Here is a 17,392-nt window from a genome sequence, read left to right as displayed (position 1 = left end):
CTCCTCCCGTTGAGCCCCGTTCTTCCGCCCATGCCCCCCTCGGTTCTCACCGGCGCCCGTGTCCTTGCGGTCGGCGCCCTGTCGGGTGGCGTGAGCGTGGCCGCCCTGGTGGTCACGGGCAGCTTCGCGGCAGCACTCGACCTCCCCTTCCCTGCCCTCTTCGCGGCGGCCCTGCTCGCCGCGACACCGCTGCTGGCGAGCGTCGCACGCTGGGCGGGCGTGGACAGGCCGTACACGGCAGCGGCGTTCGCGCCTCTCGCGCTCTTCCCGATGCTCCTGCTCTACGCGAGCTACGGTCTCTCCCAGCCCCACATCGTCTCGCACTGGCGCTGTGGCACCGGAGACGTCGGGCTCCTGATGCTCGCGCCCTTCGCGTTCGGCATGCTCGGCTCCCTCGGAGGTCTCCTCGGGGTGGCGCTGGCGGGCCGCGAGCGGCGCACGATGGACACCGTCCTGCGCGCCTTCGCCCTCGCCAGCACGGCACTCGCGGTGGCGCTCTGGGCAATGTCCGCGGTGAAGGCCGCGCGCTACCCCGTCATCGCGGACTACGTGGAAGCGCTTCCGGGAGCGGTCACCGTGCCCCCCGTCGCAGGCGAGCCCCTGGAGCGTCGGCCGCGTACGGAGATGCCCGGGGGACTCGCCCTGCCGTCTGGCGAGGAGGGAGCGAAGAAGCCGCTCGTGGAGGAGCGGTTCGTGGATCCCGTGCCGGGGCACCCCGTCACGCTGGTGCGTGCCTGCGTCGACGAGCACTGCACGTTCACGCTCTTGCCCACGGCCGGCGGCGGGACACCGTCCGAGGCGCTCCCCGATCATCTGGCGGGCGGCACGTCGAAGCGCGCGCAGCCGATCGTCGTCCGGCACGATCCCGCGCACCGGCTGTGGATCCTGGGCGGCGTACACGACGTGCAGGCCGTGGCCTTCGAGGAGTCCGGAGGCAAGCTCTCGCTCGCGGACGTCGGCCCGCGGGACGTGGGCGACGCCCTCAGCCCTCCCCTGGACTGGCTTGTCGCCGGGGCGCTCGGCCTCCTCTTCGCCGTGCTCGCGCAGGCCTGGCGCTGGCGTGAGGCGGCGCGGCTCACGCACGTGGGACGCGCCCTGGAGGGCACGCTCGGCGAGCAGGGGTGGGTGAGCTTCGCAGGCGCGATGCCAGCGCGGCGGGTGGCGCCCGAGCTGAGCCTCCCGCCAGGCCCGGTGCTGGTGCTCGACGCGCCCTCCAGCTCCGACGCGCACGCGGACGCTCCGGCGCAGGGAGCGGCAGGAAGCGGGGTGTACCGGGATGGCTTGCTGCTCGGCGCAGACACGGTGGTGGCCGGCGAGCGGACAGCCGTGATGGCACCGCTGCGCGCGCAGTGCGTCATGCTCGACGGGCTCACGCTCTCGGCCGTGCTGCTCACCGCCGCGCCCCTGCTCTGCACCTGGCTCTTCGCCTGAGTCTCTACGCGGAGAGGCGAGGCGCCTCGCGCTGCGTTCCCCTGGAGCGGGGCAGGCGTCCTGGGCCTCGCCTGGGGGCGCCCCGCGCGGGGTGCGCTCGCGGATCCGTGGTAGATACGGCGCCCCATGAGCACACCCCTGCCCCCGCGTCGACGTCCCGAGGTCCTCGCGCCCGCCGGTGACGAGGCCGCGCTCGATGCAGCCATCCGCGCCGGCGCCGACGCGGTGTACTTCGGGCTGCAGGGGTTCAACGCCAGGGCCCGCGCCAGGAACTTCGATACCGCCGGTCTCGCGCGCACCCTGGCGCGGCTGCACGAGCGGGGCGCCAAGGGGTACGTCACCCTGAACACGCTGGTGTTCGACGACGAGCTTCCGTCGGTGGAGGCCGCGGCGCGGGCCTGCGCAGCGGCCGGGGTGGACGCGGTGATCGTGCAGGACCTCGGCGTCGCGCGGCTGGTGCGCGCGGTGGCGCCGGACCTGCCCATCCACGCCTCGACGCAGATGACCTGCACCGACGCAGGGGCCGTGGAGCTGGCCCGGGAGCTGGGCGTCGAGCGGGTGATCCTGGCCCGGGAGCTGTCGCTCGACGACATCGCCAAGATCCGGTCGCAGACGGACATGGATCTCGAAGTGTTCGTGCACGGCGCGCTGTGCATCGCCTACTCGGGGCAGTGCCTGACCAGCGAGGCGCTCGGGGGCCGCAGCGCCAACCGGGGAGCGTGCGCGCAGGCGTGCCGGCTCCCCTACGAGCTGGTGATCGACGGCGTGCTCCAGGACCTCGGCGACCGCGCCTACCTCCTGTCCCCCGAGGACCTGGAGGCCAGCACGCTGATCCCGAAGCTCGTGGAGCTGGGCATCGCCTCGGTGAAGATCGAGGGCCGCCTCAAGGGGCCCGAGTACGTGGCGGCGACGACGCGCCTCTACCGCGCAGCCGTGGAGGCGGCCGTCGCGGGTGACGCTGGCGCGGGCTCGGAGACGCGCGTCGCCCCCGGGCTGCGCGAGGCGGCGCTGCAGATGTACTCGCGCGGGTCGGGGCCCGGGTTCCTGGCGGGAATCGACCACCAGCGGCTCGTGGAGGCCCGGGCGTGCGACCACCGGGGTCTGCTCACGGGCGCATGCCTCGGCGTGGCACGGCACCGGGGTCGGCCGCACCTGCAGGTGCGCCTCGAAGCCCCCATCGCACGCGGGGACGGGGTGCTCGTGGAGGGCGGCTTCGGGGGCGAGGGTGAGGTGGGGGGACGGGTGTGGGGCGTGCTGCGGCGCGGCGAGGACGTGGAGCGCGCCGCGGCGGGGGAAGAGGTGCTGGTCTGGCTGGGCCCCGAGGTGAACGTCGCGGGCGCGGCCTCCGGGCGCCGGGTGTGGAAGACGAACGATCCCGCGCGGGAGAAGGCGGTGCTCGCGGAGATCGAGCGGGCACCGCACCGGCTGCGGGTGGACGTGCGGGTCAGCGGCGAGGTCGGCGAGGTGCCGCGGTTCGAGGCCCGCGCCGAGAACGGGCTCGCGGCCGAGGTGACAGGCGACATGGCCGTCTCAGAGGCGCGCAGCGGGACGGGGGCATCCCTCGCGGAGGCTCTGAGAGACAAGCTCGGGCGCCTCGGAGACACGCCCTTCGAGCTCGGCGCGCTCACGGTGGCGCTGCCGGCCGGGAGCCTGGTGCCGCCGTCGTCTCTCAACCGGGCGCGCCGCGCACTCGTGGAGCAGCTCCTTGCGTCGGCGTCGCGGGCCTGGCCGACCACGGCGCGGGGCGGAGCGGACCTGCTCGCCTCCGCGAAGCCGCCGGACCGCGAGCCGCCCCGTGGCGGCCTGTTCGTGCTGTGCAGGAGCGTGGCGCAAGCCGAGGCCGCGCTCGATGCGGGCGCCGACGGCGTGTACCTGGACCTGCTGGAGCTGACCGGGACCGGCCCCGCGGTGAGGACGCTGCGCGCCCGGGGCGCGGGCTTCGTGGGCGTGGCGCCGCCGCGGATCCGCAAGCCAGGAGAGGAGAAGATCGACCGCTACCTCGCCTCGCTGGAGCCCGACGCGGTGCTCGTGCGGGGGCTCGGCGCCCTGCGCGACGGCGCCGGCTCGGGGATCCCGCGCATCGGCGACTTCTCGCTCAACGTCACGAACCGCCTCAGCGCCGCGGAGGTGCTCTCCCACGACCTCGCGGCGTTCACCCCCTCGTTCGACCTCGACGCCGCGCAGCTCGCAGCCCTCCTCGACGGCCCCTTCGCGCCGTTCGCGGAGGTGGTCGTGCACCACCCGATGCCGCTCTTCCACATGGAGCACTGCGTGATCGCGGCGCTCCTCTCGGAGGGGAAGGACCACCGTGACTGCGGCAGGCCCTGCGAGAAGCACCAGATCGCGCTGCGCGACAGGACAGGGATGGATCACCCGGTGGAGGCCGACGTCGGCTGCCGGAACACGGTGTTCCACGCGGCGGCGCAGAGCGCAGCGGGCGTCGTGGCAGCCGCGCAGCAGGGCGGGGCGCGGCGCTTCCGGATCGAGCTGGTCCGCGAGGCGCGCGACGAGGTGGGGCGCCTCGTGAGCACCTACCGGAAGCTCCTCAAGGGCACCATCGGCGCCGCGGAGTTGCGGCGGACGCTGAAAGCAGAGGGCGGCTACGGGGTGGTGTCAGGGTCGCTGCGGGTGCTGCAGGCCTGAGCCGGGAGCCCGGGGAGCGCGGGGTGGCTCCGGCGCTCCGGCGCTCCGGCGCTCCGGCGCCTCCCCGGCGTCGCTTGACGGGCCGACAGCGCAGCCATCCGGAATCTCCGTGCCATCCAGCTCTGGCCGGGCACGGGGAGCCTGGTCCAGAAGGTGGGCGCCGTGCCTCGCTCCAGTTCGACGACCCTCCTCGCAACGCCTCCCTCGGAGAGGTGCCCCGCGCCTTCAACCGTCCCGTGGAGGTGCGCTGGTTCGACGAGTACCGCATCGCCCTCGATCGCGCCCGCACCCGCTACCGCATCCGGGGCTGAAGACGCGCGCGCGAGCACCCCTGGCGCAGTCTTCCCGTACGCGCAGATCACGCTTCATTCCCCTCAGGTTTCTCCCGAGCGCCCGCGCCTCTGCGGCACCTCCATCCAGATTGCGCCTGGAAACTGCCCGGATACCATCCCCGCCCATGCGAAATCGGGGACTCTTGGGCTTGTCTCTCGTGCTGTCTCTGCCGGGCTTTGCGGGCTGCGGCGCCGGCGCTCCGGCGGAGGCGATCCGGCCGAAGGAAGCCTCGTCGGCCGAGGCGCTCGGCGAGGCGGAGTGTCGTGACGTGAGCGCCGGCGGCGAGCCGCTGGTGGTGGACTGGAAGCCGGACCAGCGCGGCGACCTGGAGATCGCCATGCGCGAGGGCGTGGCCGTGGTGTCCTACAGCTGCGAAGGGATGAAGCTGCTCAAGGACTGCCACATCGACGGCAATTACGGGTTCATGGGGATGACCCGGAAGGAGCAGGTGGTGCGGCTCCAGGGCGCCGACGAGCTGCGCGCGAACCTCCCCTTCAGCGGCGGCTCGATCGGTGGGGAGCTGGCGCGCGGCTCGACGCTCGACGTGGCGATGGTGATGGTGGGCCGCTCCAAGACCACCTGGACCTCGCCCACCAAGGACGATCTCAAGGGCCAGTGCGACGGTGCCACCCACTTCGTGCGGGGAGCGACGCTCGGGGCCTTCGCGGTGGGCACCGGGACCAGCGCCAAGGTGCGCGCGGCGGCGGAGATCTTCGGGGCCGGGGCGTCCGGCGGCTCCACCAGCGACAAGCAGGTGAACACCAAGGAGGGAGACCTCACCGACTGCGCCAAGGCGACCCCGGCCGCCGACACACCGCCGCCCCAGTGCGGCGCGCTCATCCGGCTGGTCCTCCAGCCCATCGCCAAGGAGGCCCCCAAGGCCCCGGCGGAGCCGGCGCAGGCAGCCCAGGCAACGCCGGAGGTGGCCTCTGCCGAGCCCTCGTGCCCCAAGGGGCTGGTCCTCGCGGAGGGCAAGTGCACCGCGGCAGCGTCGGCGCCTGCGTACCAGTGCGACCCCAAGAACGCCGACGAGTGCAAGGCGCAGTGCGGGAAGAAGCACGCGGGGAGCTGCGCGGCGCTCGGCGCCCTGTACCTGAGCGGGTCGGAGCGCGACCCTGCGAAGGCCGCCGAAGCCTTCAAGACCGCGTGTGACGGCGGCGCCGCGGCCGGCTGCGTGCGGCTCGGCGTGCTGACGGCGGAAGGGGCGGGCGTCACCAAGGATGCAGCGGCGGCCACCAAGCTGTTCGAGAAAGGGTGCACCGAGGGCGAGGCTGCGGGCTGCGGGCTGCTCGGCAAGGCGTACCTCACCGGCGAGGGCGTCACGGCAGATCCGGCGAAGGCGGCAGCGCTCCTCGCGCAGGCCTGCGACGGCGGCGATGACAGGAGCTGCGGCGCGGCGGGTCCCCTCTACGCAGAGGGCCGCGGCGTCCCGGCCGACGCCAAGCGCGCCGCGGAGCTTTACAAGCGCGCCTGCGACGGCTCGGACGCCCCGAGCTGCGACGCGCTCGGGATGATGCACGAGACCGGCAACGGAGCCCCCAAGAACGCGATCATGGCGGGGATCCTCTACCAGCGCGGCTGCATCCGCGGCCACGGCGACTCCTGCGCGGACCAGGGCCGGATGGAGCTGGCGAAGCCGGGCGGTGGCAACGCCGACATGGCGCGCCGCAGCTTCGAGCAAGCGTGCACCTGGCGCTCCGCGGTCGGATGCGCGGTCCTGAAGTCCGTCTACGGGCAGAACCGGCCGGTGATGCCCGACGTGCAGAAGAGCCAGGCGCTCCGGAAGAGCTGCGACAGTGGCAACGTGCGCGACTGCGCGACGCTGGGCATCCTCTCTGCCGCTTCAGGGAACAAGGCTGGCGGCAAGATGGACCTCGATCGGGCCTGCACGCGCGGTGACGCCTGGGCCTGCTCCGTGGCGAAGCAGCTCAAGTGACCGCCCCGCCCCGCTGACCCCTCCTCGACTCCGGCCCCACGGCGGCGCCCGCCCATGCTGCACTCCGGCAGCCAGAGGGCCAGCCCGCCGCGTGTGGTACGCTGCCGCATGCGTTCCAGAGCGACCGCCGAGGTGTTGCGACCGACCCCCATGACGCTCGAAGCCTGGGCTGGTCTCGACGAAGACGAGCCCGGTGAGCTCGCCGACGGTCACCTGGCGGAGGAAGAAGTGCCCTCGAACCTGCATGAGCTGGTGGTCGCGTGGCTGCTCCGGGTGCTGGGCACCTGGGCCGCTCCACGCCGGTACGTCGTCTTCGGCTCCGAGCACAAGCTCGCGATCTCCGCGACCCGGGGGCGCAAGGCCGACGTGTGCATGTACCCCCCTGGAACGCGCCTGGGCGCGCGCGCGGCGCTCTCACGCACCCCGCCCGTGGTCGTCATCGAGGTGCTCTCACCGCGCGCACGCGACGTGCGGCACGACCGCATGGAGAAGCTCGGCGACTACGCGCGCTTCAGGGTGCAGTGCTACTGGCTCCTGGACCCCGAGGCGCGCCTGCTGGAAGTGCTGGAGCTGGCCGACGACGGCATCTACCGTCACGTGCTCTCCGCGGGCGAAGAGCAGGTGAATCTCGCCAGGTTCGAGGGACTCACCCTGGATCTCCAGGCCCTCTGGAGCGAGGTGGATACTCTCCTCACGGACGAAGAAGAGGGGCCTGAAAGCGAGGAGGGCTGAAGCGCAGCCCCCCCTGCGCTCCCCTCCCCTCTCTCAGTGGTGCTCGTCGATCGCCGCCGTCCAGTGGGCGATCTCTTCCTTGCTCATGTGCCCGTTGGCGAGGCGCGCGTCGACGTAGTCCCACCGGCTGACGTCGACCAGGTACTGCTGGCGCGAGAGCAGCGTTCCCTGGCAGAGGGGCTCGCCGCCCGAGCTCTGCTCGTCCGCGAGCCTGTCGAGGAGGGTCTTGAAGGGCTCCGAGGGGATGCGGTGCCGCTCGCCCGGGTAGACGAAGCCGAACATCACGAGGTGCATGAGCAACACGCGCCAGTGCTCCCCGAAGCGCTCGATGAGGCGATCCCAGTTGAGCTTGTCGGCGCAGGCGCGCAGGACGTGGGCCACGTCGGCACCGTCGAACCGCTCGCGTTCCATGATGTACGCCTTGCTCCAGATCATCTCCTCGGCAGGCGTGAGGAGCACCGGCACCCCGAGCACCTCCCCCTTCGGCGCGAACTCGAACCAGCGGTCGTCCACGCGGGCGACGTTGTTGCCGGAGCTGAAGATCACGTCGACGAAGTCCTCGGCGCACCGGGCCTTGCCGAGCCAGTGGGGAAAGATCAGATCGCACTGGTAGCCCGCCTCCGAGAGGGCATCGAGGGCTGGTTGCGCGTCCTCCGGCCTCACGAACACATCGAGGTCCTTCGTGTGCCGGCCGATCCCGGTGTACCGGGCAAGCGCATAGGCACCTCCGACGAGATAGGGCACCCCGGAGGCATTCAGTGTCCGCAGCGTGTGGATGTAGAACTCCCGCGCGTGCGGCTCGATCACAGGTTGTGCGGAAGTCGCCGAATTCACGTTGAAACCCTCCTGGACATCAATCGAAAGGTGGCTCTGCCGGAGGGGATCGTCGATTCGGTGGATCCCTGTACATGCCGTTCAGGAGGCTCGGCGAGCGCAGCTCAGGCCCCGTCAGGCCCTGGATCCCACCTCGTACGCGCCACGCGCCTCAGGAGCCCGGCGCTCCTCGCGACCCTTGCGATGACGCGCCGCTCCGGGAGGCGCGGGCCAGCTTGCGGAGGATCGCGCGCGTCAGGGCGAGGAGGTTCGGGCCGGTGAAGCGGAACCAGAAGCCGACGTAGCAGCCGTTGGTCCGGTACTCCGGGTTCACGGTGGCGTAGACCCTCGCCGCCGGACGCTCGAAGAAGCTCGGCGGATAACGGCGCAAGGTCTCCTCCGTCATGAAGATGTCGACGAAGGCGAGGCCGGTCTCTTCATCGATGCGGTAGTCGCTCCTCCGGGCGAGCGAGAGGAAGGCCTCGCGCACTGCCTCCGCTTCCTCGCCCCGCGCGCGCGGGTCGAAGAGCGTGTACGCGGCGAGGCTCTCCGTGAGGGAGACGAAGCCGAAGAGGCTGGCGAGGGAGAGCCGATAGAAGCGGGTGCGCGGCTGCCTGAGCTGCAGCTCCAGGTAGTAGAGGAGACCCGCGAGCAGGTGCAGGCCACGGCTCCTGAACGCGGGCAGGATCCGGAGCTTGCCCCCCACGATGATCCGGCTCCGGGGCAGATCGATGGGCTCGGTGCTCCAGAACTGGAACCCGACCAGCGCCCCCGAGTCGGCGCGCCGGAAGAGGTAAGCGCGCTCGTTGCTCTCGGCGTGCACCCGGAAATGGTCGAAGTCCTCGGCCATGAGGGTGTTCGCCAGGGTGTGCAGCTCGCGCAGGAGGGGCTCCGTGAAGTCTTCCCGCCGGAGGATCTCCATGCGGGTAGCGGGGCGGAGGGCTTCCAGTCGGCGCAGCAGTCGGCGCAGCAGTCGGCGCAGCAGATCGAGCATGGCGGGGCGCAGTAGCACGCGCGCCTCTCCAGCACGCGGTACAGCGGCACCCGCGATCCATCGGTACAGCGCCGTCCTACAGGGAGAGCTTCATGCCCTCGTGGCTCTTCGTGAACCCGAGCCGCTCGTAGAACTGGTGGGCGCGCTTGCGCACCTTGTTGGTGGTGAGCTGGACCCGGAAGCAGCCGCGCCGGCGGGCCTCGTCGATCGCCCAGCGCATCATCACCTCGCCCACGCCGCGGCTGCGCAGCTCCGGCTCCACGATGACGTTCTCGATCATCGCCACCCGCCCTCCCATGTAGGCCACGTACTGGATGATGGTCAGGTGAAAGGCCCCCACGATGCGCCCCTCGAGGTCGGCGACGAGGAGGGCATTGTGCGGATCGTCGGCGATGCGCTCCAGCGCCTCCGCGTAACAGGCGGGCAGCGGAGGGCCCGGGTCCTCGCGCTTGGTGTTGCCCTCGTCAGGCAAGGAGAACAGCCGGACCACCTCCGGGAGATCGTCCAGGGTGGCACGGCGGATCGCAGGCTGAAGCGGGTGCGCGGCAGTGTCGGTCATGGCGCAGCTTAGATCGCCGCGGCGGAGGCGACCTCCTCGGGCGTCATCCTCTCCCGTTCATCCTCGGGGTGCCCGTTCATGGTACAGGGCCTCCGCCACCGTGGCCCTGCAATGCTCCGCTTTCCCATGTCCCTCGACGCGCCCCTGAGCACCGATCCCAGCCACCCGCTCCGGGTGGATCGCGCCCATGCGGAGGCATTCATCCTCACGCTCGCCGAGGCGCTCCACGCCCATGGCGCCGCCGCGCACCGGCTGGAGGGCTTGCTCACGCTGGTGGCAGCGCGGCTTGGCATCGAGGCGCGCTTCTACTCGACACCCACCGTGGTGCTCGCGTCGTTCGGCGTGCTCGCCGAGGGGCACACCTGCCTCGTGCGGGTGCAGCCGGGGGCGATCAACCTGGAGAAGATCTCGCTGCTCTACGAGACCACGGTGAGCGTCATCCGCGCCGAGATCGGCCCCGAGGAGGGACGCGCCAAGGTCGCCGCCATCGTCAGCGCGAAGCCGCGCTACGGGGCCCCCTGGACCGTGCTCTCGTCGGCCGTCTTCTCGGCCTCCGCAGCGGTGCTCTTCGGGGGTGGAGGCCGCGAGGTGCTGGCCTCCGGCGCGGTGGGGCTCGTGGTGGGCCTCATCGTCCAGGCCATGCGGCGCTGGTCCGCGCGCTCCGCGGTGGTGGAGCCCGTCGCTGCCGCCGTCGCTGCCGTGGCGGCATCCCTCGCCGCGCACCTGACGGGTCCACTGTCGACGCTGATCGTGACCCTGGCGGGCGCCGTGATGCTCCTGCCGGGCCTCGGCATCACCACCGCCATGACCGAGCTGGCGACGCGCAACCTGGCCTCGGGCACGGCGCGCTTCTCGGGGGCGCTCGTGCAGCTCGCAGGGCTGGGGTTCGGGGTGGCCTTCGGCACCGGCCTGGTGCGGCTCCTGCCCGCGCTGCCCGCGCCCCCTCCCCCCACCGAGTGGTCCACGCTGGCCCTCGGCTGCGCCGTGCTCGCCGCCTCGACGGCCATCTCCACCTACCTCCAGACGCGCCCCCGGGACCTCCCCTGGATCGTCGCGGTGTGCGGCCTCGGCTTTCTCGGCACCCGCCTCGGCGGGCGGCTCCTCGGCCCCGAGCTGGGCGCCTTCCTGGGCGCGCTGGTGATCGGCCTCGCGAGCAATGCCGTCGCCCGCAAGTACGATCGTCCCGCGTCGGTGGGGGTGGTCCCCGGCCTGCTCCTGCTCGTGCCCGGGAGCCTGGGCTTCCGCGGGGTGGTGTCGATGCTGGAGAACGACGTGGCCTCCGGCGCGGAGGCCACCTTCAAGGCGGGGATGATCTCGGTCTCACTCGTGGCGGGGATCCTCTTCGCCAACCTCTGGCTCCCGCCTCGACGCGCGCTTTGAGCGGCCGGGTGGGAGTAGCGCTCACGACAGCCCCCATCCCCTCACCCGATGGAGAGCACGGCTCGCGAGATTCGAGCGCCCTTCAGGTCAGAAGAACGTCACCTCGGAACGCTCCGACCTCTCTTCCTTCCAGAAGAACGTCGCCCCGGAACGCTCCGACCTCTCTTCCTTCCAGAAGAACGTCGCCTCGGAACGCTCCAACCTCTCTTCCTTCCAGAAGGACGTCAGGGGGAAACGCTCCGACCTCTCTTCCTTCCAGAAGGACGACGCCTCGGAACGCTCCGACCTCTCTTCCTGCTTCCAAGCCCACGCCTGTTGGCACGGCGTATGCACTCATTGAGCTGCACTGCAAGCCGCTGCGAGCCTCGGTTCATGAGCGCACGGCTGCGACGGTCGGCGCTGTGGGCTCCTCTCCTGCCGGGCGCATGCCAGCAGCACGCTCCCGCTTCCTCTCGACAGGATCAGGGCATTTCTCGTCCCCCGTGAGCGCGCTCCAGCAGCGAGGTGAAGATCTGGCCGATCTCCTCGGTGTCCATCGCCAGCCCCCCCTCGCCGACGGTCACCTCCACGCGCTGTACCGAGGGCACGCCCGTGCGCATCACCTTGCCGAAGAGCCACACCTTGGTCTCGTCGGCGATCTCCAGCGCGGCGCGCTCCAGACCCTCGGGCGTGCCGCGCAGGGCGAGGTGCATCATGTTGGTGTGCGGCGGATCGGGAATGACCTCGACGCCGGGAAGGAGGGCGAGGCGCGCTGCAATGGCGACGGCTTTGTCCCGGTAAGCCGACATCTTACCGAGGTGCGCGTCGAGGCCGGCCATGGCGGAGAGGAAGTAGGGATAGAGAGCGAAGAGATTGCCACCGTGGCGGCGCTGCCAGACGCGGGACTCGGCAATGAAATCCGCGGGCCCCGCGAGGAGGCAGCCGGCAATGCCGCCGAGGCCCTTGTACGTGGAGACGTACACGGAGTCGAACAGGGCAGCGATCTCGGCGTAGGTGCGGCCGTAGAACGGGGCGCTCTCCCAGAGGCGCGCGCCGTCGAGGTGGAGGGCGACGCCGTGCGCGCTGGCCCAGGCGCGGATGGCGAGCAGGTCTTCCCAGGGAGGCAGGACGCCGCCGATCTCGCGCTGGGGAAGCTCCAGCAGGAGGGCGGTGATGGGCTCGCGGAGCTTCTCGACGTGAGCCGGCGTGAGCAGGCCGTCGGGAGGGCCCACGAGGACGGCGGAGAGCTGGTGGAGGCGCGCGTAGCCGCGCTCCTCGTGGATCTCCAGGTGGCACTTCGGGTGGAAGGCGACCACGGGGTGATGGCGCCGGTCGCACCAGATGCGGAGCGCGATCTGCTGGGCCATGGTGCCGCTCGGCATGAACACGGCGGCCTCCTTGCCGAGCAGGTCGGCGATGCGCCGCTCGAAGCCGGCGAGAAGCTCGCCCTCGCCGTAGAAGTCCTGCTCGAAGTCGGCAGGGGCGAGCGCCGCCAGGGCGGCCAGGCGTGCCGCGGCGCGGCGCTCGGCAGGAGCTTCGTGGGAAAGGGCGCGGGTGCAGCGGGCGCGGATGGCGGCGAGGTCCAGCTCGGTCACGGCTCCTCCTGGCAGGTCGACGCACCGTACCAGTCCAGCCGACGCGCAGACCACCAGAGCTGCCGAGCACCGCGCCGTTGGACGGTGGACGCGGGTGGACGCGGTGGACCAGAAAGAGGGTTTGTGATGGCATGCGGCCCGGAACATGACTGCTGATCCCATCGGCCTCCCCGCGCTGGAGGCCGCCCTTCGCCGCGACCTGGAGCTCCTCGACTACCCGCGCCGCGCCTGGATCCCGGAGCGGCGCACGCGTGACGGCGCCCCCATCCTCGACGTGCTGATCATCGGCGGGGGCCAGAGCGGCACCTCGCTCGCGTTCGGGCTGATGCGCGAGAAGGTGACGAACTTGCTCGTCATCGACGAGAACGAGCGCGGCCGCGAAGGCCCCTGGCTCACCTTCGCCCGGATGATCACCCTCCGCACCCCGAAGCACCTGGTCGGCATCGAGCACGGCCTGCCGAACCTCACCCTCCGCTCGTGGTTCGAGGCGCAGCACGGGCAGGCCACGTGGGAATCTTCCGGCCTGATCCCCAAGGAGACCTGGGCGGCGTACCTCGCCTGGTACCGGGACGTCACCGGCATCCCCTACCGGAGCGAGACCCGCGCGCTCGAGATCCTCCACGTGCCCGACGATCGCTGCTTCGCCGTGCGCGTCGCCCAGCGGGGACGCGGCGAGGAGACGCTCTTCGCGCGCAAGGTGGTGCTCGCCACCGGCATCGACGGCTCCGGGCGGTGGGAGGCGCCGCGGGTGGTCTCCGAGAACCTCCCGCGCGAGCGCTACGCCCACACCCACGACCCCATCGACTTCGACGTCCTCCGCGGGCGGCGCATCGCCATCCTCGGCGCCGGCGCGTCGGCCTTCGACAACGCCTCGGTCGCGCTGGAGAAGGGCGCCCGCGAGGTGCACCTGTTCTACCGCCGCGCCTCGCTGCCCCGGGTGAACCCCTACCGCTGGGCCGAGTTCGCGGGCTTCCTCAAGCACCACGGCGACCTGCCGGACCTGGAGCGTTACCGCTTCATCTCCCAGATCCTTCGCATGGGCCAGCTCCCCCCCGCGGATACCCACGAGCGCGCCACGCGCCACCCGGGCTTCAAGCTGCACGCCGGAAGCCCCTGGCAGGCCGTGTCCATGGAGGGCGACGAGGTGATCATCACCACCCCCCAGGGTCGCTTCGCTGCGGACTTCGTCATCGTCGGGACCGGCTTCGTCACCGACCTCTCCCTGCGGCCCGAGCTGCGCCACCTGGAGCCCCACATCGCCCGCTGGTCCGACCGCTTCACCCCGCCCGCGGGCGAGGAGCACGCCGATCTCCTCCGGCACCCCTACCTCGGCCCCGGCTTCGAGCTGCAGGAGCGCACCCCGGGCGAGGCCCCGTACGTGAGCTCCGTGTTCAACTACACCTTCGGCTGCTTGCTGAGCCTCGGCTTCGGCGGGGCGAGCATCTCCGGCCTCAAGTACAGCCTGCCGCGCATCGTGAACGGCGTGACCCGGCAGCTCTACGCCGAGGACAGCGAAGCGCACCTGCGCGCGCTCTCCGCCTACGACACGCCCGAGTTCTGAGGAGATCACCATGGTGGATCCGCTGCGCCCCGCCGGGGTGTTCGATGTCGTCCTGAAGAGCCGCCGCGTCGTGCTCCCCGACGGGGTCCGCGAGGCTGCGGTGGCCATCCGGGGGGAGACCATCGCCGCGGTGCTCGACCCCGCCGACATCCCCCCGGACGCGCGGGTGATCGACGTTGGCGACCGGGTGATCATGCCCGGCATCGTCGACACCCACGCGCACATCAACGACCCCGGGCGCGCGGAGTGGGAGGGGTTCGAGACCGCCACGCGCGCCTGCGCGGCGGGGGGGATCACCACGGTCGTGGACATGCCCCTCAACTCCATCCCCGTGACCACCACGGCGGACGCTCTGGCGCAGAAGCTCAGAGCTGCCGAGGGGCGCGCCTTCGTCGACCACGGCTTCTGGGGCGGGGTCGTCCCCGGCAACGACAGGGACCTGGAGGCCCTGGTGGCTGCCGGCGCGCTCGGCTTCAAGGCGTTCCTCGTTCACTCGGGCATCGACGACTTCCCCATGTCCACCGAGGCCGACCTCCGCCGGGCCATGCCGATCCTCGCCGCCCTGAAATCCCCGCTCCTCGTGCACGCCGAGGTGGAGGGCGCCGTCGCCGACGCCCTCGCCAGCGACCCGCGGGACCCGCGCAGCTACGCCACCTACCTCGCCTCGCGGCCCCCCTCCTGGGAGGTCACCGCGGTGCGCTCCATGGCCTCCCTCTGCCGGGAGCACGGCGGCCCCGTGCACATCGTTCACCTGTCCGCCGAGGGCGCGATCGCCGAGGCTCGCGCGGTGCGCGCCGAGGGCCTGCCCTTCTCCATCGAGACCTGCCCCCACTACCTCCTCCTCGCGGCCGAGGAGATCCCCGACGGCCGCACCGAGTACAAGTGCGCCCCGCCCATCCGGGAGCGCGACAACCGCGAGCGGCTCTGGACCGCGCTCGCCGACGGCGCCATCGACCTCGTGGTCTCCGATCACTCCCCGTGTACCCCGGCGCTGAAGCTCCCCGAGGAGGGAGACTTCATGCGCGCCTGGGGAGGCATCGCTTCGCTGCAGCTCGGCCTCACCCTGATCTGGACCGAGGCCAGCCGCCGCGGCTTCGGGCTGCGCGACATGGTCCGCTGGATGTGCGAGGCGCCCGCGCGGCTCGCCGGCCTCGCGCACCGGAAGGGACGCATCGCGCCTGGCTTCGACGCGGATCTCGTGGTGTGGGATCCGGAGGCGAACCTCACCCTCGACGCGAGCCGGCTGCATCACCGTCACCCGGTGACCCCCTACCTCGGGCGCTCGCTCCTGGGTCAGGTGCAGACCACGTACCTGCGGGGCCGCCCCATCTACGACGCTGGTGAGATCAAGGGGACGCCTCGGGGCGAGCCGTTGCTCGGCCGCCACGACGCCCCGGCATCCGATGTCCGATGACTGCTGCTTGAGGGGTATCGAGGGATCAACGACATGACCGACTTCCAGAGACTGGTGGACCTGGCCTCCGAGCGCCTCGGCGGCGCTGCGCTGTGGGCGACCGACGAGTTCTTCGCATCCAAGGAGAACCTGCTCAAACCGGGGCGCGGGACCTTCGTCCCCGGCAAGTACACCGACCAGGGCAAGTGGATGGACGGCTGGGAGTCTCGCCGCCGCCGCGAGGGCGACCGCGACGTCTGCCTGATCCGCCTCGGCCTCGCCGGGAGGATCCACGGCTTCGACGTGGACACCAACCACTTCCTCGGCAACGCCCCGGCCCGCATCTCGGTGGAGGCAGCCTTCTTCCCCGGCTACCAGCCGCTCGATCGGCTGCTCGCGGGGGACGTCGTGTGGCAGGAGATCCTCCCGCCCTCGCCGGTGCAGCCCGGCTCGCAGAACCTCTTCCCCATGGACGCCGTGGGTCCCTACTCCCACCTGCGCCTCACCATCTTCCCCGACGGCGGCGTCGCGCGCTTCCGCGCCTACGGCGAGGTCGTCCCGGACTGGGCGCTGCTCACCGCCGAGCACCGGGTGCTGGACCTCGCCGCCGTCGAGCATGGCGGGGTGGTGATCGGGGCGAGCGACGAGTTCTTCTCGGACCGCAGGAACCTCCTCCTGCCCGGCGTCTCCCGCGACATGGGCGATGGCTGGGAGAGCCGCAGGCGCCGCGGCGTGGGGCACGACTGGGCCGTGGTGCGGCTCGGGCGCCCTGGCACCCTGGTGCGCGCCGAGATCGACACCACCCACTTCAAGGGCAACTTCCCCGAGAGCTGCTCGCTGGAGGGCTGCGCCGCGCCCGATGCCGGGGTCTCCGTGGAAGCGCTCGCCAACGCCGCGTGGATCGACCTGCTCCCCCGCACCAAGCTTGAGGCGCACACCCGCCACACCTTCGCGCTGCGCGCGGAGGCCGCCTTGCCGGCCCCGCTGACGCACGTCCGGCTGAACATCTACCCCGACGGCGGCGTCGCGCGCCTGCGGCTGTTCGGCACCCCGGCCGAGGTCCACGCGTCGTGGTGAGCGAGCGCCACGAGGTGAGCGGGCGTCACGAGGTGACCGGAGAGGAGAGCGCGCTGCTCGACGCGATGCCGGCGGACGAGGCCCGGGCGGCCCTCCAGCGCTGCTGCGGCAGCCACCGCTGGGTCGAGCGCATGCTCGGAGAGCGCCCCTTCGGCACGCGTGCGCGCCTCGTCGAGGCCGCCTCGCGCCACTGGAACGCGCTCGACCCCGCGGACTGGGACGAGGCGTTCTCGCACCACCCCCGCATCGGCGAGCCAGGGCGCGTCGCGGCAGGCGCCGCCTCGGCAGCCGCGACCGCGAGCTGGGCCTCGAACGAGCAGGCCGGCGCCGCGCGGTCGGCGGACGACGTGAAGGCCGCCCTCGCCGAGGGAAACCGCGCCTACGAGGCGCGCTTCGGGCGGATCTACCTGGTGTGTGCCACCGGCAAGAGTGGTGAAGAGCTGCTCGCCATCCTGCGCGCACGCCTCGCCAACGACCCCGAGACCGAGCTCCGCATCGCCGTCGGGGAGCAGGAGAAGATCACCCGCTTGCGCCTGGAGAAGCTGCTTTCGTCATGAGCCAGAGCCCGATCACCACCCACATCCTCGACACCAGCCGCGGCCGCCCTGCGGCGGGCGTCCACGTCACCCTCGAGTACCTCACCGAGCACGGCAAAGCCTCGGTGCTCGGCCACGGGCTGACCGACGCCGACGGGCGCCTGCGCACCCTCCTGTCCGGCGACGAGCGCCCCCAGGTCGGCACTTACCGGCTGACCTTCGACACCGGCGCCTACTTCAGCGCCCTCGGCGTGGAGGCGTTCTACCCGAGCGTGAGCATCGTGTTCCTGCTCCGCGCCCCCGAGGAGCACCACCACGTGCCCCTCCTGCTCAACCCCTTCGGCTACTCCACCTACCGCGGGAGCTGAGACCGCGGGAGCGAATTCCGCGGGAGTGAATCCCGCGGGAGCCGACCTCACCAGGTGCGCGC

Annotated in this window: 14 protein-coding genes; 10 read left to right on the top strand and 4 right to left on the bottom strand. The window is 71.9% G+C overall.

The window, feature by feature from the left end; genetic code table 11:
* Window positions 1-30: 30 nt before the first annotated feature.
* The 4 genes from CAP_RS15520 (at window position 31) to CAP_RS15505 (ending at window position 7,075) form a co-directional block, all read left to right on the top strand.
* Window positions 31-1,431: a hypothetical protein gene (locus tag CAP_RS15520; RefSeq protein WP_044241352.1), complete on the top strand. Its 1,401-nt coding sequence runs from the start codon at window positions 31-33 to the stop codon at window positions 1,429-1,431.
* Window positions 1,432-1,557: 126 nt separating this feature from the next.
* Window positions 1,558-4,074, top strand: a complete 2,517-nt coding sequence (locus tag CAP_RS15515; protein ID WP_044241350.1) for a U32 family peptidase — start codon at window positions 1,558-1,560, stop codon at window positions 4,072-4,074.
* A gap of 490 nt (window positions 4,075-4,564) precedes the next feature.
* The gene (locus tag CAP_RS44685) at window positions 4,565-6,343 is read left to right on the top strand and encodes a tetratricopeptide repeat protein (RefSeq protein ID WP_052375334.1); all 1,779 of its coding nucleotides are present in this window, start codon (window positions 4,565-4,567) and stop codon (window positions 6,341-6,343) included.
* Between the two features lie 108 nt (window positions 6,344-6,451).
* Window positions 6,452-7,075: a Uma2 family endonuclease gene (locus tag CAP_RS15505; RefSeq protein WP_081864920.1), complete on the top strand. Its 624-nt coding sequence runs from the start codon at window positions 6,452-6,454 to the stop codon at window positions 7,073-7,075.
* 33 nt (window positions 7,076-7,108) lie between these two features.
* Here CAP_RS15505 and CAP_RS15500 read toward each other — a convergent pair whose 3' ends face one another.
* The 3 genes from CAP_RS15500 to CAP_RS15490 form a co-directional block, all read right to left on the bottom strand.
* Window positions 7,109-7,909 (bottom strand): nucleotidyltransferase family protein, encoded by an 801-nt coding sequence (locus tag CAP_RS15500; RefSeq protein WP_044241346.1) that lies wholly within the window; start codon window positions 7,907-7,909, stop codon window positions 7,109-7,111.
* Window positions 7,910-8,060: 151 nt separating this feature from the next.
* On the bottom strand, window positions 8,061-8,900 hold the full coding sequence (locus CAP_RS15495; RefSeq protein WP_231511494.1) for a hypothetical protein: 840 nt from the start codon (window positions 8,898-8,900) through the stop codon (window positions 8,061-8,063).
* A 58-nt stretch (window positions 8,901-8,958) separates the two neighbouring features.
* Window positions 8,959-9,441 (bottom strand): GNAT family N-acetyltransferase, encoded by a 483-nt coding sequence (locus CAP_RS15490; RefSeq protein ID WP_044241342.1) that lies wholly within the window; start codon window positions 9,439-9,441, stop codon window positions 8,959-8,961.
* Between the two features lie 126 nt (window positions 9,442-9,567).
* Here CAP_RS15490 and CAP_RS15485 point away from each other — a divergent pair, with 126 nt between their 5' ends.
* Entirely contained in the window at window positions 9,568-10,821 is a 1,254-nt protein-coding gene (locus CAP_RS15485; RefSeq protein ID WP_197041194.1) for a threonine/serine exporter family protein, read from the top strand.
* Between the two features lie 461 nt (window positions 10,822-11,282).
* Here the strand turns inward: CAP_RS15485 and CAP_RS15475 are convergent, their stop codons facing one another.
* Window positions 11,283-12,395: a threonine aldolase family protein gene (locus CAP_RS15475; protein ID WP_052375325.1), complete on the bottom strand. Its 1,113-nt coding sequence runs from the start codon at window positions 12,393-12,395 to the stop codon at window positions 11,283-11,285.
* A 145-nt stretch (window positions 12,396-12,540) separates the two neighbouring features.
* Between CAP_RS15475 and CAP_RS15470 the strand changes: the two genes are divergently transcribed.
* From CAP_RS15470 to uraH, 5 genes are read left to right on the top strand one after another with little or no spacing between them, the layout of a single operon-like run.
* The gene (locus tag CAP_RS15470; RefSeq protein ID WP_044241338.1) at window positions 12,541-13,956 is read left to right on the top strand and encodes an FAD/NAD(P)-binding protein; all 1,416 of its coding nucleotides are present in this window, start codon (window positions 12,541-12,543) and stop codon (window positions 13,954-13,956) included.
* A 10-nt stretch (window positions 13,957-13,966) separates the two neighbouring features.
* Window positions 13,967-15,370: an allantoinase AllB gene (gene allB / locus CAP_RS15465; RefSeq protein WP_044241336.1), complete on the top strand. Its 1,404-nt coding sequence runs from the start codon at window positions 13,967-13,969 to the stop codon at window positions 15,368-15,370.
* 33 nt (window positions 15,371-15,403) lie between these two features.
* Entirely contained in the window at window positions 15,404-16,426 is a 1,023-nt protein-coding gene (gene alc / locus CAP_RS53635) for an allantoicase (protein ID WP_044241335.1), read from the top strand.
* The gene (gene uraD / locus CAP_RS53630) at window positions 16,423-16,983 is read left to right on the top strand and encodes a 2-oxo-4-hydroxy-4-carboxy-5-ureidoimidazoline decarboxylase (protein WP_231511493.1); all 561 of its coding nucleotides are present in this window, start codon (window positions 16,423-16,425) and stop codon (window positions 16,981-16,983) included. The genes alc and uraD overlap by 4 nt, the downstream gene beginning before the upstream one ends.
* A complete protein-coding gene (gene uraH, locus CAP_RS15450) occupies window positions 16,980-17,330 on the top strand; it encodes a hydroxyisourate hydrolase (protein WP_044241334.1) in 351 nt (116 codons plus the stop codon). Before uraD ends, uraH begins: the two co-directional genes overlap by 4 nt.
* Window positions 17,331-17,392 lie beyond the last annotated feature (62 nt).

Origin of the sequence: Chondromyces apiculatus DSM 436, assembly GCF_000601485.1 — a bacterium.
GTDB lineage: Bacteria > Myxococcota_A > Polyangia > Polyangiales > Polyangiaceae > Chondromyces > Chondromyces apiculatus.
The sequence above is the reverse complement of the archived record's forward strand: the minus strand, read 5'-3'. Positions and strand labels throughout refer to the sequence as shown.

What these genes read in the sequence shown, in the direction of transcription:
- CAP_RS15490 (WP_044241342.1), bottom strand. Translation starts at nt 9,441, where the DNA reads ATGACCGACACTGCCGCGCACCCGCTTCAGCCTGCGATCCGCCGTGCC.
- CAP_RS15520 (WP_044241352.1), top strand. Translation starts at nt 31, where the DNA reads ATGCCCCCCTCGGTTCTCACCGGCGCCCGTGTCCTTGCGGTCGGCGCC.
- allB (WP_044241336.1), top strand. Translation starts at nt 13,967, where the DNA reads ATGGTGGATCCGCTGCGCCCCGCCGGGGTGTTCGATGTCGTCCTGAAG.
- alc (WP_044241335.1), top strand. Translation starts at nt 15,404, where the DNA reads ATGACCGACTTCCAGAGACTGGTGGACCTGGCCTCCGAGCGCCTCGGC.
- CAP_RS15485 (WP_197041194.1), top strand. Translation starts at nt 9,568, where the DNA reads ATGTCCCTCGACGCGCCCCTGAGCACCGATCCCAGCCACCCGCTCCGG.
- uraH (WP_044241334.1), top strand. Translation starts at nt 16,980, where the DNA reads ATGAGCCAGAGCCCGATCACCACCCACATCCTCGACACCAGCCGCGGC.
- CAP_RS15505 (WP_081864920.1), top strand. Translation starts at nt 6,452, where the DNA reads ATGCGTTCCAGAGCGACCGCCGAGGTGTTGCGACCGACCCCCATGACG.
- CAP_RS15515 (WP_044241350.1), top strand. Translation starts at nt 1,558, where the DNA reads ATGAGCACACCCCTGCCCCCGCGTCGACGTCCCGAGGTCCTCGCGCCC.
- CAP_RS15470 (WP_044241338.1), top strand. Translation starts at nt 12,541, where the DNA reads ATGACTGCTGATCCCATCGGCCTCCCCGCGCTGGAGGCCGCCCTTCGC.